This is a genomic window from Cupriavidus sp. PET2-C1 (assembly GCF_054515855.1).
This window is the reverse complement of sequence record NZ_JBTNRJ010000003.1, coordinates 352,620-367,274: the sequence shown is the minus strand read 5'-3', so window position 1 is coordinate 367,274 and position 14,655 is coordinate 352,620. Positions and strand designations below refer to the sequence as shown.

Below are 14,655 nucleotides of genomic sequence, written 5' to 3'. Positions count from 1 at the left end.
ATGAGCCAGGACGACACCGCCGGGTTGCCCGCGCCAGAGGTCGCCCCGAAGGTCGCGCCGGAGAGCGTAGCGTTGCGGGCGCAGCCGCGCCCGGTAATGCGCCTCAACCGACGAACGCTTGCCATCCTCGCCGGCGGGCTGGCGCTCGCGGTCATGGCTGCAACGATGTGGTCGCTGCAACCGAAGCAGCGGCGCAGCAATGGAGAGCCGGCCGAACTTTACAACACCGATCGCGTCTCACGCTCGGAAGGACTCGACCAACTCCCCGCCGACTACGCCAAGCTGCGGCCCGGCTTGCCACCGCACGTACCGGAGCTGGGGCCACCGCTACCGGGCGACCTGGGACCGGCCATCGTCAAGTCGCAACAGCCGGAGGTGGCCAGCTACTCGCCTCCCGGCCAAGACCCGGTGGCGGCTGAGCGCGACGCGCTGCGCAAGGAGGCGGACGCGGCGGCGGCATCGTCGGTGTTCTTCCGGTCGGGCAACCAGGGCATGGCCGCCGCGCCGGCGCAGGTTGCGGCGGCAAGCTCGGCGTTCAGCCTGGCCGGCTTCGACCCACTGGCCGCTGGGCCCGCCTCCATGGCGGCCCAGCCTGCCGACCCGACGGCCGTGCAGAACCGCCAAGACCAGAAGGAGGCCTTCCTGAAATCCGGCTCCACGGAAGCCCGTAATTTCGGGAACCTGCAGATGCCGATCTCGCCGTATCAGGTGATGGCGGGAACGGTGATCGCCGGCGCGCTGGTGACAGGGATCAAGTCGGACTTGCCGGGCGACGTGATCGCAACGGTGACGGAGCCGGTGTACGACACCGCGACCGGCCGCTATCTGCTGATCCCGCAGGGGTCACGCATCCTCGGGCGCTACAACAGCCAAGTGAGCTATGGACAGCGCAGGGTGCAGGTGGTGTGGAACCGAATCATCTTACCGGACACGTCCTCGCTGACGCTGGACAAGCTCCCCGGCATCGATCCTGCCGGCTATGCCGGCCTGGAGGACGCCATCGATTGGCATTGGGATCGCATCTTCGCGGGGGCGGCGCTGACGACGCTGCTGGGCGTCGGCGCCGAACTGGCCGCGCCGGAGAACCGCCAGAACGGCGATCGCGTCATCATCGCCGGGCGGAGCAGCCTGCAGGACAGCGTGGGCCAGGTCGGGCAGGAGATGGCCCGGCGCAACCTCAACATCCAGCCTACGTTGACGGAGAGGCCCGGCCTGCCGGTGCGCATCATCGTCAATCGGGATCTGGTGCTGCGGCCGTACCAGCCGCTGTTCTTCAATCGGGAGACTTCACGATGAACACGCCACGCAAGCTGCGGCTCGGGCCGCTGCCCAAGACCGAGAGCGTCAAGCTGACCTTCGCCTGCCCGGCCAGCCTCAAGGCCGACCTTGATCGCTACGCAGCCATGCATGCAAAAACCTATGGGGAGGCGGTGGATGCGATCGCGCTGATCCCGTACATGCTGGAAGCGTTCATGGCACGGGATAGGGCATTCCAGCGAGGTAGCGGCGAACACCAGACTTCTGCTCGCGCCGGCATGGCGACAGGCCAGCAAGGGTAGGGCGGGATCTACTGAGCCAATGCGCTATACCCGGCTGACACAGGAGAGGTCGCTGACCTTGATAGGTTTGGCGGCGCCATGCATCTCCATCGATTTGACACAATCCCAACCGAAGTGAGGAAGTCATGACGATTAGCGAAACGACGCAGTCCACGTTCGACCACGACGTGCAGGGCGATATTCCCGTTCTGGTGGATTTCTGGGCACCGTGGTGCGGGCCGTGTCTGGCACTGGCCCCCCATCTGGAGACACTCGCAGCGGATTATGCGGGACGATTGAAGGTGCTCAAGCTGAATATCGACGAGGCGCCGGACGGCTGGAAGCATTTTGGCGTGCGTGGCATTCCGACGCTGGTGTTCTATTCTGGTGGCAAGGAATACGACCGTCTAATCGGTCCATCGACGATGCGGCTGCGACTGATGATGGAAAGATGGTTTCGCGAACTGGGGTTGACAGTGCCAACACTGGAGCGCGCATCTGTCGAGAACCCGGATGCAGCGTCCCAAACGGTTCGTCCAGAAAAGAATTGGAACAGTTTCGGTGGCGACGTGACTGTCAAGGCAGCCGGACTCGCCCGCCTGCGCGAATGTACCGAGGAAGAGGAATACCTACCGTCGGCACGCCTCTCCGGAGATGAGGAGCAATTTGAAGCGATTGTCGGCGTACCGGCGGCATTGGGTGACCTGCTTGACACGCTGTATTGGATTCAATCCCATACTGACGAGAAGATTGCCCCGGCACAGACACTTGAGATCGTCGACGCCATGCCGGTTGGGGCCGATCTGGGGACAGTCGCAGCCAAGGCGCTGTACCACCTGTTATACACATCGCCATGGGAAATCACGCAATACTTCGCCAACGGTATTGCGAGCATTCCCAGTATGCAGATCAAAATGCGGCATCAGCGCGAGCACGTCGGCGAACGCGTTGCATTGGCAGACTGGGAAGCCCTGCAACGCGAGACAGTGCTCTTGACGGGGTCTGGCCTGGATTCGCGCATGAGCGTGGAACTCGAGCGATTGGCTGTATCGTTGATCGATGAAGGCATGGCAAGGGACGTGCTGCCGTTAGTGATCGAGTATGCGGTAAGAGACTATCGGCAGTATCCGGAGTGGAGCGACGCGGAAGCGGCGCGCATCACAGGCATGCTTGATGAAGATTTTGAGCAAGTTCGGGAGGCACTGGGCGATAGGCCGACGGATGAGGGCGCTGCCCGCGATGAGTGGTACGCGCAACTGTCCGACCGCCTGGGTCTCCGAGAGCGCGAACGTCGCGTAGCGCAGCCAGAACTCTGGGCGCGCTATGACGCGTGGTGCGAGTTTAAACAGGCAACTATCACCGCGATCTGCGCACATGTTGCGGCCGTTCTGCTATCGCTATTGCGCGTAGCCGCGAAGTAATCGGCTGTCGGCGTGCACGCGAGGGCGGGCGACCGCACCGCCTTCGTGTGTTCGGACGGCCCGTCGCTCGAGTCGATCGCCGCCGTGGGCTGCGGGGCGGCAGCAGGCCGGCAACCTCGGCGAAGGGCATCGCGGGCTCGCGGCCCTTGCCTGCCGACCGATCCGCTCGTGTCGCTCGACGCGACCGCCAAGGTCAAGGTGCTTGAGCGCAATCAGGTGATGGCTGGTACTGTGATTGCCGGCGCATTGGTGATGGGCATCAAGTCGGACTTGCCGGGCGACGCGATCGCAACGCTGACGGAGCCGGTGCACGACACCGCGCCCGGCTAAGCCTGGGAGTGGAAGAAGTCCAATGCGACGGAAACCACTCATTGGAATCCAGAGGGTTCGACCCCCTCCCGGGAAAGGCTAACCACCAACCGGAAGCGAGCCTTGCATGCGAGTGCGGTAACGCACTACTTGAAGCGTAGGCGGCGGGTACTGAAGCCGTGTGATTGAGCCTCGATATCAATCAACTGCCGGTGTCTTCATCCGGCTCAAGTCGGGCCGAAATCGCGCTCCGCCGGTTCGTCGTCAATTTATCGAAAAGGCGGACGGCGGCCTTCGCGAGCTCGGCATCCCCTCCCTTGAAGACAAGGTGGCGCAGCGCGCCATCGTTATGCCGCTGGAGCCGATCAACTAACAGGATTTTCAGGACTGCTCGTTTGGCTTCCGGCCGGCTAGCAGTGCGTATCGGGCAACTGGTATTCCTACCGCGATACCTTTACGCCCTGCACGAAGTGGAGGCAGCCGGCCTCGTTCGAATGCAATACGGCACGATCCATGTGCTGGATGTCACAGCCTTGCATGCGTTCGGACGAGGCATCGACCCGAGACCGCAAAGTCCGGAATCGATGCCCCCGGGGCGGATGGCCACGCGCCGACAGCAGCAGGCAAGGCCTATCTGCCGTCGGTGGGCAATTAGGTCAGTTTGAAGGGAAGCTGGCGCAGCGGCTTGCCGGTGAGGCGCGCAATGGCGTTGGCAAAGGCCGGAGCCAACGGCGGCAGGCCAGGCTCGCCCATGCCCGTAGGTGGATCGGCACTGGGCACGATGTGGACGTCGAATGCGGGGGCGTCGGTAATGCGCGCCACCGTGTAGTTGCCAAAGTTGCTTTGCTCGATGACACCGTCCTTCAGCGTGATGGCCGAGCCCTCCAGGCACATCGACAGCCCCATGACTGCCGCGCCCTGCACCTGTGCTTCCACGGTGCGAGGGTTCACCACCAGATTGCAATGCACGCCGGCGGTGACGCGATGCAGTTGGGGGCGACCGTCCTTAACGGAGGCCTCCACGACATAGGCCACCACGGAATCAAATGACTCGTGCACTGCGACCCCCCAGGCGCGGCCGGCGGGTAGCTTCTTCTTGCCGTAGCCGCTCTTGTCCACCGCCAGTTGCAACGCAGTGCTGTGGCGCGGATGCTTGTCGCTGAACAGGCGCATGCGGTAAGCCACCGGGTCTTGCTTGGTGGCGCGCGCAATCTCGTCGAGCAGTGTCTCCATGACGTAAGCAGTGTGGGTGGAACCGACACTGCGCCACCATAGCACCGGCACGTTGGGCGTGGGGTGGTGTACGGTCAGGCGCATCGGTAACGGGTAGGGGTCGCGCATGCCCTCGGTGGCCGTGGCGTCGATGCCGTGCTTCACCTGGAATTCCCCGAACACCGTGCCCGAGGTAATGGACTGGCCAACGATGACATGATCCCAGGCCAGCACCTCGCCTTGCTGGTCGAAGCCAATGCGCGCCCGATGCAGGTGCATCGGGCGGTAATACCCGCCCTTGATGTCATCCTCGCGGCTCCACAGCGTGCGTATCGATGCCATCATGCCGGCGGCGCGCGCGGCCTTGGCGATTGCACAGGCCTCAACCACGTAGTCGCTCGTGCTCGCGAAACGCCGGCCAAAGCCGCCGCCTGCCGTCTGCACATGGATTTTTACCTGCTCGGGCTTGAGGCCAAGTACGCGCGCGGCAGCGGCACCGTCCAGTCCAGGGCACTGGGAGCCGACCCACAGTTCGGCACGCTCGTCGGACAGCTGGACGGTGCAGTTCAGTGGCTCCATCGGCGCGTGCGCCAGGTAGGGGAACACGAATTCCGCGTCCAGTTGGCGCGGCGCGGTGGCCAGCGGCGTCATGTCCGCGTCGAACTGACGCCGCCCGGGTTGCACCGCCAGCTCGCGGTACTGGGCCAGCAACCGTTCGCTGTCAGCCTTTTCGACCGCGGTCGTGTTCCATTGCAGCTTCAGCGCCTCGCGCCCTTGCTTGGCCGCCCAGTAGCCGTCGGCGACCACGGCCACGCCTTCGCCACCACGGTCCACCGGCACGCGCAGCACTGCCTTGACACCCTTGATGGCTCGTGTGGCGCTGTCGTCTACTGCAGTCAGTCGCGCGCCAAACACCGGCGGATGTGCCACCACGGCAGTGAGCTGACCGGGCAGGTGCGTGTCGATGCCGAAGTCCTGGCGCCCGCTGCTCTTGGCACGCGCATCGATGCGTGTGGTGGGAGTGCCGATGATGCGAAAGTCCTTCGGGTCCTTCAGCGTGACCTTCTCCGGCACCGGCAACGCCATGGCGGCTTCGGCCAGTTCGCCGTAGCTCAGCGTGCGGCCACTCGAACCCAATACCAGCCCCGCGCGGGTGCGCAGCGTGGACACGTCCACGTTCCAGCGCGCCGCCGCTGCCGACAGCAACATCGCGCGGGCACGGGCGCCGAGCTCGCGGTACTGCGTGAAGCTGTTCTTGACCGAATGCGAACCGCCGGTGAGATGAATGCCGAACAGCGGGTCGACGTAGGCAGCGTCGTTCGAGCCGTGCTGGCTGCGCACCAGGCTCCAGTCCGCGTCGAGCTCCTCAGCCAGGATCATCGGCAAGGCAGTCTGCACGCCCTGGCCGAACTCCAGTCGGTTGACTGTCACGGTGACCTCGCCGCTGGGAGCGATCTGCACAAACGCCAATGGCTGCTGCGTTGGCTTCAGGGCGCTCGCGGCGCCGCCGGCACTGGTGGCCTGTGCCATGGCCAGATGCGGAAATGCACCAAGCGCCAGGCCGACGGAGCCGGCCAGCTTCAGGAAGCTGCGGCGCGGCAGCATGGCGGGTCCGTCGCTCTGGCTCCGCGCCAGCAGCCGCTGCAGATTGCGCGGCATTTCGCCGTGATCGAGACTAGGCAACATAGCGAATCCTTCAGGCAAGGGCCTTGGCGGCATCGGCCACCGCGGCGCGAATGCGGGGATAGGTACCACAGCGGCAGATGTTGCCCGCCATGGCGGCGTCGATCTCGGCAGCGCTGGGTTGCTTCCCGCGAGGCAGGGACCTGAGGAAGGCGGTAGCGCTCATGATCTGGCCGCTCTGGCAGTAACCGCATTGCGCCACGTCGTGTTTGACCCAGGCTGCATGGACTACGGTGCCGACCCGGTCGCTGCCATCGGTGGCAGCTTCGATCGTGACGATGGTCTTGCCCTCGGCAGCAGAGACCGGCGTGACGCACGAGCGAATGGCCTGGCCGTCCAGATGCACGGTGCACGCGCCGCATAGGGCAGCACCGCAGCCGAATTTGGTGCCAGTCATGCCAAGCCCGTCGCGCAGCGCCCAGAGGATGGGCGTGCCGGGATCGACGTCGACCGTGTGCTTACGGCCGTTGACGTTGAGTGTGCTCATGGAGGAGGGTTCTCCGTAGGTTGTGTCAGAAGACGAATGGCATGTGCTCACGGCGCAAGCGCCCGCATCAGAGAACTCGGATGACGCGCCTAGCCGTGCGGTACCCTGAGCGCTCTTGATTCAGCATCTGGCATGCCCAGGGGAAAGTAACATTAGCGACGGTAGCCAGTTTGAAGGAAGGCCCCCTGAACTGTTTGCTCAATCCGCCCAACGTCTTGTCTAATTTGACGATTTCATGCCGGACCGATCAGTCTCGCGACAGGCTCGCAGGATCGAGCGTCAGACTTGTCCAGTGGGAGACCGCCGTCCCACGATGGAGTGGAGCCTGCCTTATGGCCTGCGGGCCAAGCTGTGTGGCAGGCACGGCACTAGCGTCCTTGATCGTCTAGGCGATACAAGTGAAGCCCTCGACGTGCGCATCGCTCCACAGAGCAGCGTTTTCGGGCGTGATGCGCCGCCCGGCGCGAGGCGGTTGCTTCGACGGCCGGCAGACCCACGCCGCCACAAGCAAGCATGGTGTAGGGGTGTGGTGCCAATTATTCAGAAAGTCGTCGCAAGCCTGGTACTGGTATATCGGGGAGGCAACGATGCGGTCGCGCTTGCCGGATTCATCTGGTTTCTTGCCTAAACTGACTTATCGCCGCCAAAAGTGAGCGTGGGCGAAGCTGACGAATGCTAGACTGCGTCTGACTTGGCTACAGCAGAGTTCGGTTTGAGTAAGCATGAAGGGCCACAATTTTCAGGGGTCACGATGATGAATGTTCTGGCTCAGGCCATCGGAAGATTTGCTCAAACCGATGGCGATCACACCACCGCGATCCCGGCACTGACGCTCCACTGTCGCAAGATGCCCACCACGCCATTGCACTGCATTTACGGCCTGGGGTTGGGCGTCGTCGCGCAGGGTGGCAAGCAGATCACGCTCGGGGAGGAAGTAGTCGACTATGGACCGGGTCAGTCCATGCTGACGACCATCGATCTGCCCGTCCTCGCACACGTCACGCAGGCCAGCATGCGAGAGCCTTTTCTTGGTCTTATGTTGACACTGGACGTCCGTTCCATCATGGAGATCGCTTCCGAAATGGATTTGCCGCGACCTGGGAGAGACTGCTCTTGTCACCCCATTACGATCGAAAAGCTCGACCCAGCATTGGTCAATGCCCTGATCCGGCTCATCGAATTGCTGGACGAGTCGGCATTGATTCCTCGGCTGGCGCCACTGATTCAGGAGGAAATCACCGTCCGCTTGCTGACGGGGCCACACGGCCCACAATTGCAGCACCTTGTTGCTGCCGGCTCCCCCAGTCAGCAGATTGCAAAGGCCGTGGCCTGGCTTAAGCAGAACTTCACTCAGTCGCTGCATGTGGACGAATTGGCGGTTCGCGCACGCATGAGCCCGTCCACCTTCCGGCAACATTTCCGTGCCATCACTGGTATGAGCCCGTTGCAGTTCCAGAAACAGTTGCGTCTACAGGAAGCACGGCAATTGATGCTCAACCAGAACTTCGACGCGGGCTACGCCGGTGGCCTTGTGGGCTATGAAAGCGCATCACAGTTCAATCGCGAATACAGCCGCCTTTTCGGCGCCCCACCTCAACGCGATATCAAGCGCATGAGACTGAGCTGAACGCCATAGAGCTGATGAGAGGTGCACTGGAGGATTCCGTCAAGGCTATCGATCGGACAGCCCTCATGCCGAGGATCTGCGCGCGCTACGACTTCACGGATCGAATAGGCACCGCCATGAAACGGCGTCGTACGGCGGGAATCTCAGCTTTCAGTAGAAGCGACGTGCCGGTGTGAGAACTCGGTGTTACCCCTTGTAATAGCGATCGCAGTCCACCACGTCTGTCTCCCAGCGTTCATTTCGTTCTCTGCTCTTCGTGGCTTCGTTCGTGCTCTTCCGGCTTTCGTTGGTGCAGTTGTCGAATCGGGTTCTTGCCTCCTGAAAACGCATCGGTCGTAGGCATCCCCTTTAATTTCCTCCGCCACGACGGACTGACAACGCGCGCATGCTGCGAGGGCAAAACCGGAGAGAGCCTGTTTCATCGTTGCCTCCATTCGTCGGTAATGATCTCGCGAGCATAGAACGCTCACTTTTGGATCGAGGTGGACTGTGCGCGGTAACGCACAGACGAAATTCAATGTACTCGCTTGGTAACGGGAATGGTCTTTCAGCAACCTGCTAGGCCTGGTCGGTCGGCATGATCCACAACTCGCTCACGGACGCGTGGCGCGGCCGGGTGACCATGTAGGCGACAGCATCGGCGATGTCCTCGGCCTGCAGAACCTCCGTGGTCTCGTAGAAGGCGTCAATGCTTTCGCGCATCGCACCGCTGTTGTGCGAGCCCAACTCCGTGTCGACACCTCCGGGCTCCAGCACACCGACTCGCACGTGCTTCTTGGTGATCTCCTGCCGCAGCGATTCGGTGAACCCGTTCACGCCGAACTTCGTCATGTTGTAGACGCCGTAGTTGGCCCATGCGACACGACCAGCGATCGACGAGATGTTAACAATGTCGGCGACCCGGCGTGGTCCTTCCTCGGCGGCGGCCACCAGGTGCGGAAGGGCCGCATGCGTCATGTAGAGCAGGCCCTTCTGGTTGATCGCGATCATCCGCTCCCATTCCTCCGGATTCGCACCAACGATGGGACCAAGCAGCATCAGGCCCGCATTGTTGACGAGGATGTCAAGGCGTCCGAACCGGTCGACGACCGTCTGAACCGCCGCCTCGGCCTGGGCACGGTCGGTGATGTCGGCGGGTACAGCGAGGGCGGTCCCGCCTGCCTCCTCGACCTGCGCGGCGAGGGCATCCAGCCGATCCTGGCGGCGGGCGACCAAGGCGACGGATGCGCCCTGAGTTGCGAGAGCCCGGGCTGTGGCGTAGCCGATTCCGCTGCTCGTTCCGGTGACGAGTGCGACGGTGCCAGCGAGTGATGATGCCATGAGTATGTCCTGTACGAATTGACGTGAAGACGATAGTCAGGCGTCGTCGTGGGCAAGCGAAGAAGACAGTTTGCGATGAGCATCAGCCTGGTCGAGCAGGGTCTTGGCCTTAACCTCGAAGGTCTGCACAGCATCGGCGCCTGCAGCGAAGCGGGCCGGCGGCTCGTCGAGTCCGGCGAGCTGCACAATGGCGTCGGCGAGCTTGGCTGGGTCGCCTCCCTGTTTGCCGTCCATGCCACTCCAGGCAGTGACGGTTTCCCTCGTGCGCTCGACATAGTCGTCGATGGAAGGCTGCGCGTACGTGGTGGAGTCGGCGGTCAGCAGTTCGGTCCGGAAGAATCCGGGCTCGACAAGCATCGTGCGGATGCCGAAGGGCGCAACCTCTGGCGCGAGCGACTCGATCCATCCCTCGATGCCGAACTTCGCGGCGGCATACGCCGAGCAAAACATTCCGCCGGCGATGCCGGCTGTCGAGGAGATAGTGAGCAGCAAGCCAGAGCGCTGCTTACGCATCACCGGCAGCACGGCGCGGGCGACGTTCATCGGGCCAAACAGTAGCGTCTCGATTTGGTTGCGGACCTGTTCGGGGCTGAGCTCCTCGAAGAAGCCGGCGTAGAAGTTGCCGGCGTTGTTGACCAGTACGTCGATCCGTCCGAACTTGCCGACGGCGGCCGCGATCGCGACCTGGGCGTCCTCGGGGCGGGTGACGTCGAGTTTGATGGCCAGCAAGTCGTCGTGGTCGCCGATTGCCGCCGTGACTTTCCCGGGGTCGCGGCCGGTCGCGACGACGGCGTGGCCAGCGGCCAACGCCGCCTTGGCAATGTCTACGCCCAGCCCACGGCCAGCGCCGGTGATGAACCAAACTTTCTTATCAGTCATGGTGTTCCTCTCTGTTCTTCGTGGCTGTGTGATCACGAATGTCCACGCTAGTGGTGGTGATTCAGGCGTCGTGAGTAAGGTGAACGCCGCGGTAGTGTCTGGCGAGCTCACAAGTGCGTTGCATCCGCCTCGCCCTAGGGCAGCGTCATCAGATGTGATCGTCAGACGAACATCAGTGTGCTTACCCTTTAAATGCGCCCAGATTGTGCCCGGTCTGGGGTCGAACTGCGTGCATGGATCGTCGTATTTGTTGCCTAAAACGACGGATCTTCATGCCGCTGATGACGGCTTAGATAGTGGGGGAGCCCGTGACTGGTGACCACTAGTGAGCGAGGAAAGAGGGTGACTCTTCTACACGGAGATCCTTCAAAGCGCCCGTCCCGATGATCAGTAGGCCCATTCCGAACAGATCAAGCGGGCGGTTGGTGGTGTGCTGTTTTGTCTCGGTGAGCAATGTCGGACCGCGCCACATGGCAGCCAGGCCTAAGGGCACGTTCAAATAGAAGGCCCACTGCCAGCCGATCGATGCGATCACGAATGCCCCAAGGCTTGGCCCCACCGCAGCAGCCAGAGCACCAACCGCTCCCCATAGACTGATCGCCACCGCGCGCTTGCTGATTGGAAATGCCGCCAGCACGAGCGAGAGCGATGCGGGCGTCAGCAACGCAGCGCCGATGGCCTGAAGCGCGCGTGCTGCAATGAGCCACCCTACGTTGACAGCCAAACCACACGCAACCGACGCCGCCAGAAACAGCCCTACGCCGGCCAGAAACCCCCTTTTTTGCCCATGCTTATCTGCCAACCCGCCAGACGGAATGAGCGTTGCAGCGTAGGCGACAGTGTAGGCATTGAGCACTCAGAAGAGATCTGCCCCAGTGGCTTGAGGAAACCCCGCACGTAAGGCACTGAAGGTGGCGAACAGCATCGTGCCGGCCATCGAGACAAGGAACACCGCCACGCTGGCGACCCAGAACACCGGCCAAGGTGACGCGGTGTTGATCTATGCATTCGGCAACGCCGGAGCAATCGTGGCAGTGCCTCCGGTTGCTGAGCTGTCCGGATTTGTCATAGGACTCTTCCGATGATGTGTGCCAGATCTGTTTCCGGTAACGCGCTTCAGGAGAGTCCGAACGTCTTGCGCAGACTCGCGCCGACCGGTCCTGCCGGCATGAAGCGGCGCAGCTTGCTCAGAAGGGAGGCCTCGCCTTTGGGGGTACGGCGCATCTTCCACGCGCCGAGAGCGGCATCGACGACCGTGCTCGCGACGCCATCGGGGTCCGGTGCTTTTTGGACACTTCTTTGAATCGCCTGCGAAACGACGCTGCGCTCGTTGTCGTAGGCAGATAACTTGGAAGATGCGTGGGGGGCGTTGGTATCCAGGCTGGTCTTGGTAAATGAGGGCTCGACAAGCACCACACGGATGCCGAACTTGCGCACCTCGTGGTCCAACGTCTCGGACATCCCCTCCACCGCGTGTTTGGATGCCGAATAGAGACCCATGTACGGCGCCGGCAGAAAGCCGAGCACGGAGCTGATGTTGACGATTCTTCCTGAACGTTGCGCACGCATGTGCGGCAATACGGCTCGTGTGGTACGCAAGATGCCAAACACGTTGGTGTCGAACAGCGCCTGCGCTTCGGCAATCGACGTCTCTTCGGTCGCGCCGAGCAGCGTCACGCCAGCACTGTTGACGAGCACATCGATGCGCTTGGCCTGCGCGATGATGGCCTGGATCCCCCGCTGAACCGAGGCTTCATCGCGGATATCCATCTCGACCAGCTCAACGCCCGGTAGCGGCTGCGCTTTTGCGATGTTGCGCACGGTGCCGAATACCCGGGAGCCCCGCAGCGCAAACTTCGCGGCGGTGGCGCGGCCGATGCCCGAGGACACGCCTGTAACGACGACAACTTTGGAACTCGACATGGCAGTTTCTTTCGGTATGGGTGGGTCGGTGCTGCGGTAAAGGTTCGAGCGATGAGCCGTGCTGAATGCGCAGCCTCAGTCGCGGGGTGACTATTTGCTAGCAATGGCGGTCGATTCGTCGGGCTGCCACCCACCGCCCAGCGCCTTGAATGCCGCGACAGCAGCGCGCGCTGATTCGGTTTGCGCCTGCGCGCGCGCGTCTGATGTACGTAACAGGCTTTCGTCGGCTTGCAGGACTTCAATCAGGCTGACGACGCCTTTTTGATACGCAGCAAACGACGCATTTCGCGCGCGGCCAAGCGAATCCACGCCTTGTGTGAGCATGGCCGCTTGCTCCTCGCGCTTGACGAGAGCAGAGAAGGCGTCTTCCACATCCTCCGTGGCGCGCAGCACGGCGAGCTTGTACGCGGCCAGCATCTCCGCCTCTTGCCCCTTGGCCTGATCGATCTGCGCGTTGATGCGGCCGAAGTCGAACAGGCGCCAGCGCAGACCGAGCACGCCGGCAGATTGATTGGCACCGCTACCGAACAGGCTGCCGGCGCCCACCGATGTAGCGCTGCCGAGCAGGCCGCTGAGCGAGAATTTCGGGTAGTACTCAGCTATGGCGACACCGATGCGCGCGTTGGAAGCCGCTAGCCGGCGCTCGGCGACGATGAGGTCGGGGCGGCGCCTTAGCAATTCGCCCGGCGATCCGCTGATCGCAATTTGCGGAGCGGCCGGGATGTCGCCGCCTTGCGCAAGCTCCGCCCGGTGCGTGCCCGGCAGCGAGCCGAGCATCACATCCAGCGCGTTCATCGCCGCATCGAGGCCAGCCTCAAGCGGAGGGATGGAAGCGCGAACCTGAGCGAGTGCGCCTTCGGCCTGCCGGACTTGAAGCTCGGCCGCCAGTCCCTTGCCGTACAGCAGGTTGATGGTGGAGAGCAATTCTTCTTGCGTCTGTACCTGGTGGCGGGCCACTTTCAAGCGCGTCTGTAAGCCGCGGATGGTGATGTAGATATCGGCAGTCTGTGCGGCCACGGCCAGCCGTGTGGCGACTGCGCCCGCCTGGGAGGCCTGGTAGTCGGCAAGTGCCCCCTCGCGGCCGCGGCGCAGGCCGCCGAAAACGTCCAACTCCCAGCTTGCGCCGACATCGGCCTCAAAGGCGTTGCCGTAGCGGTCGAAGCCGGGCCGCGAATTCAAGACGCGGCCCAAAGGGGTTTCGACGGACTGGTACGCACGCGCGGCCTGGCCCGTGACATTGCCGGAGGGCAGCAACGCGGCATTGGCAGCGCCAAGCCCCGCACGGGCTTGCGTGACGCGGGCGAAGGCCTGTGCAAGGTCCAGGTTTTGTTCCAGCGCGAGCTGCACGTACCGCGTAAGTTGCGGATCGCCAAAGCCAGCCCACCACGCAGGCAGATCGGCTTCGGCATTGGCTGTCCGCTGCTCCACTGCTGTCTGGCCCTGGAATTGTCGGGGAAGCGGCACATTGGGCGTCACATAATCGGGGCCGACGGCACAAGCGGTCGCCAGGCTGGCAGCGAAGAGGGCCATAAGGGAGTGTTTTGGCAACATCGAGGATGTCTTCCATCAGGTTTTTGTGACTATAGTACAAAATGGTCACGCGTTGTTCAACTATCGCGACTCGCGTAAGCTGGAGCCTATGAAGACCACCCCCTACCCCGTTTCCGCCCGTGGCCCGGCGGACCATGACGTGCGAGACCAGATCGTTGCCGCCGCCACCGAGCACTTCAGCCGCTACGGCTACGAGAAGACCGCCGTTTCCGATCTGGCCAAGGCCATCGGTTTTTCCAAGGCCTACATCTACAAGTTCTTCGAGTCCAAGCAGGCCATTGGCGAGATGATCTGCGCCAACTGCCTGCGCGACATCGAGGCCGACGTGAATGCCGCCCTGGCCGACGCCGACTCCCCGCCGGAGAAGCTCCGGCGCATGTTCAAAGCCTTGACTGAGGCCAGCCTTCGGTTGTTTTCCCACGACCGCAAGTTGTACGAGATCGCGGCCTCGGCAGCGACTGAACGCTGGCAAGCGGTGATCGCCTATGAGGACCGCATCCAGAGGTTGCTGCGCGATGTGCTGCAGGAGGGCCGGGAGACCGGAGACTTCGAGCGCAAGACGCCGCTGGACGAGACCACGACGGCCATCTACCTGGTCATGCGCCCGTACATGAATCCGTTGCTTTTGCAGTACAGCTTTGACTACACGGAAAGTGCGCCCGGGCTGCTCTCCAGCCTCGTGCTTCGGAGTCTTTCCCCCTGACG

13 protein-coding genes and 1 pseudogene are annotated in these 14,655 nt (G+C 62.9%); 7 read left to right on the top strand and 7 right to left on the bottom strand.

The genetic code is table 11. The annotated features are described in order from the left end of the window. The 5 genes from ACX12D_RS35445 (at position 1) to ACX12D_RS35425 (ending at position 3,641) form a co-directional block, all read left to right on the top strand. Positions 1-1,296, top strand: coding sequence for a TraB/TrbI/VirB10 family type IV secretion system protein (locus tag ACX12D_RS35445; protein ID WP_459377280.1), 1,296 nt, complete (start codon positions 1-3; stop codon positions 1,294-1,296). Further along, the gene (locus ACX12D_RS35440; protein WP_459377279.1) at positions 1,293-1,559 is read left to right on the top strand and encodes a DUF2274 domain-containing protein; all 267 of its coding nucleotides are present in this window, start codon (positions 1,293-1,295) and stop codon (positions 1,557-1,559) included. The genes ACX12D_RS35445 and ACX12D_RS35440 overlap by 4 nt, the downstream gene beginning before the upstream one ends. A 125-nt stretch (positions 1,560-1,684) precedes the next feature. Further along, complete coding sequence (locus tag ACX12D_RS35435; protein WP_459377278.1) at positions 1,685-2,959, top strand: thioredoxin family protein; 1,275 nt, start codon at positions 1,685-1,687, stop codon at positions 2,957-2,959. 168 nt (positions 2,960-3,127) lie between these two features. After that, on the top strand, positions 3,128-3,289 hold the full coding sequence (locus ACX12D_RS35430) for a hypothetical protein (RefSeq protein ID WP_459377461.1): 162 nt from the start codon (positions 3,128-3,130) through the stop codon (positions 3,287-3,289). 160 nt (positions 3,290-3,449) lie between these two features. Next, positions 3,450-3,641: a hypothetical protein gene (locus ACX12D_RS35425; protein ID WP_459377277.1), complete on the top strand. Its 192-nt coding sequence runs from the start codon at positions 3,450-3,452 to the stop codon at positions 3,639-3,641. 278 nt (positions 3,642-3,919) lie between these two features. On the opposite strand, the gene ACX12D_RS35420 is transcribed toward ACX12D_RS35425, so the two are convergent. Both ACX12D_RS35420 and ACX12D_RS35415 read right to left on the bottom strand, forming a co-directional pair. Next, on the bottom strand, positions 3,920-6,166 hold the full coding sequence (locus tag ACX12D_RS35420) for a xanthine dehydrogenase family protein molybdopterin-binding subunit (protein ID WP_459377276.1): 2,247 nt from the start codon (positions 6,164-6,166) through the stop codon (positions 3,920-3,922). A gap of 10 nt (positions 6,167-6,176) precedes the next feature. Continuing rightward, entirely contained in the window at positions 6,177-6,650 is a 474-nt protein-coding gene (locus ACX12D_RS35415) for a (2Fe-2S)-binding protein (RefSeq protein WP_441637350.1), read from the bottom strand. Between the two features lie 751 nt (positions 6,651-7,401). Here ACX12D_RS35415 and ACX12D_RS35410 point away from each other — a divergent pair. Beyond that, the gene (locus ACX12D_RS35410; RefSeq protein WP_459377413.1) at positions 7,402-8,277 is read left to right on the top strand and encodes an AraC family transcriptional regulator; all 876 of its coding nucleotides are present in this window, start codon (positions 7,402-7,404) and stop codon (positions 8,275-8,277) included. A gap of 558 nt (positions 8,278-8,835) precedes the next feature. Here ACX12D_RS35410 and ACX12D_RS35405 read toward each other — a convergent pair. The 5 genes and pseudogenes from ACX12D_RS35405 to ACX12D_RS35385 all read right to left on the bottom strand — a co-directional run bounded on the left by ACX12D_RS35405 (position 8,836) and on the right by ACX12D_RS35385 (position 13,950). Then, the gene (locus ACX12D_RS35405; protein ID WP_459377275.1) at positions 8,836-9,597 is read right to left on the bottom strand and encodes an SDR family NAD(P)-dependent oxidoreductase; all 762 of its coding nucleotides are present in this window, start codon (positions 9,595-9,597) and stop codon (positions 8,836-8,838) included. A gap of 36 nt (positions 9,598-9,633) precedes the next feature. Beyond that, positions 9,634-10,476: an SDR family oxidoreductase gene (locus ACX12D_RS35400; protein ID WP_459377274.1), complete on the bottom strand. Its 843-nt coding sequence runs from the start codon at positions 10,474-10,476 to the stop codon at positions 9,634-9,636. A gap of 334 nt (positions 10,477-10,810) precedes the next feature. After that, positions 10,811-11,476 (bottom strand): annotated as a pseudogene (locus tag ACX12D_RS35395) (MFS transporter); the annotation flags it as partial. A gap of 116 nt (positions 11,477-11,592) precedes the next feature. Further along, the gene (locus tag ACX12D_RS35390) at positions 11,593-12,399 is read right to left on the bottom strand and encodes an oxidoreductase (RefSeq protein ID WP_441637358.1); all 807 of its coding nucleotides are present in this window, start codon (positions 12,397-12,399) and stop codon (positions 11,593-11,595) included. 90 nt (positions 12,400-12,489) lie between these two features. After that, positions 12,490-13,950 carry an efflux transporter outer membrane subunit gene (locus ACX12D_RS35385; RefSeq protein WP_459377273.1) on the bottom strand — a complete coding sequence of 487 codons (1,461 nt, stop codon included), beginning with the start codon at positions 13,948-13,950 and terminating at the stop codon, positions 12,490-12,492. 88 nt (positions 13,951-14,038) lie between these two features. Here ACX12D_RS35385 and ACX12D_RS35380 point away from each other — a divergent pair, with 88 nt between their 5' ends. Continuing rightward, positions 14,039-14,653: a TetR/AcrR family transcriptional regulator gene (locus ACX12D_RS35380; protein WP_459377272.1), complete on the top strand. Its 615-nt coding sequence runs from the start codon at positions 14,039-14,041 to the stop codon at positions 14,651-14,653. Positions 14,654-14,655: the final 2 nt, after the last annotated feature.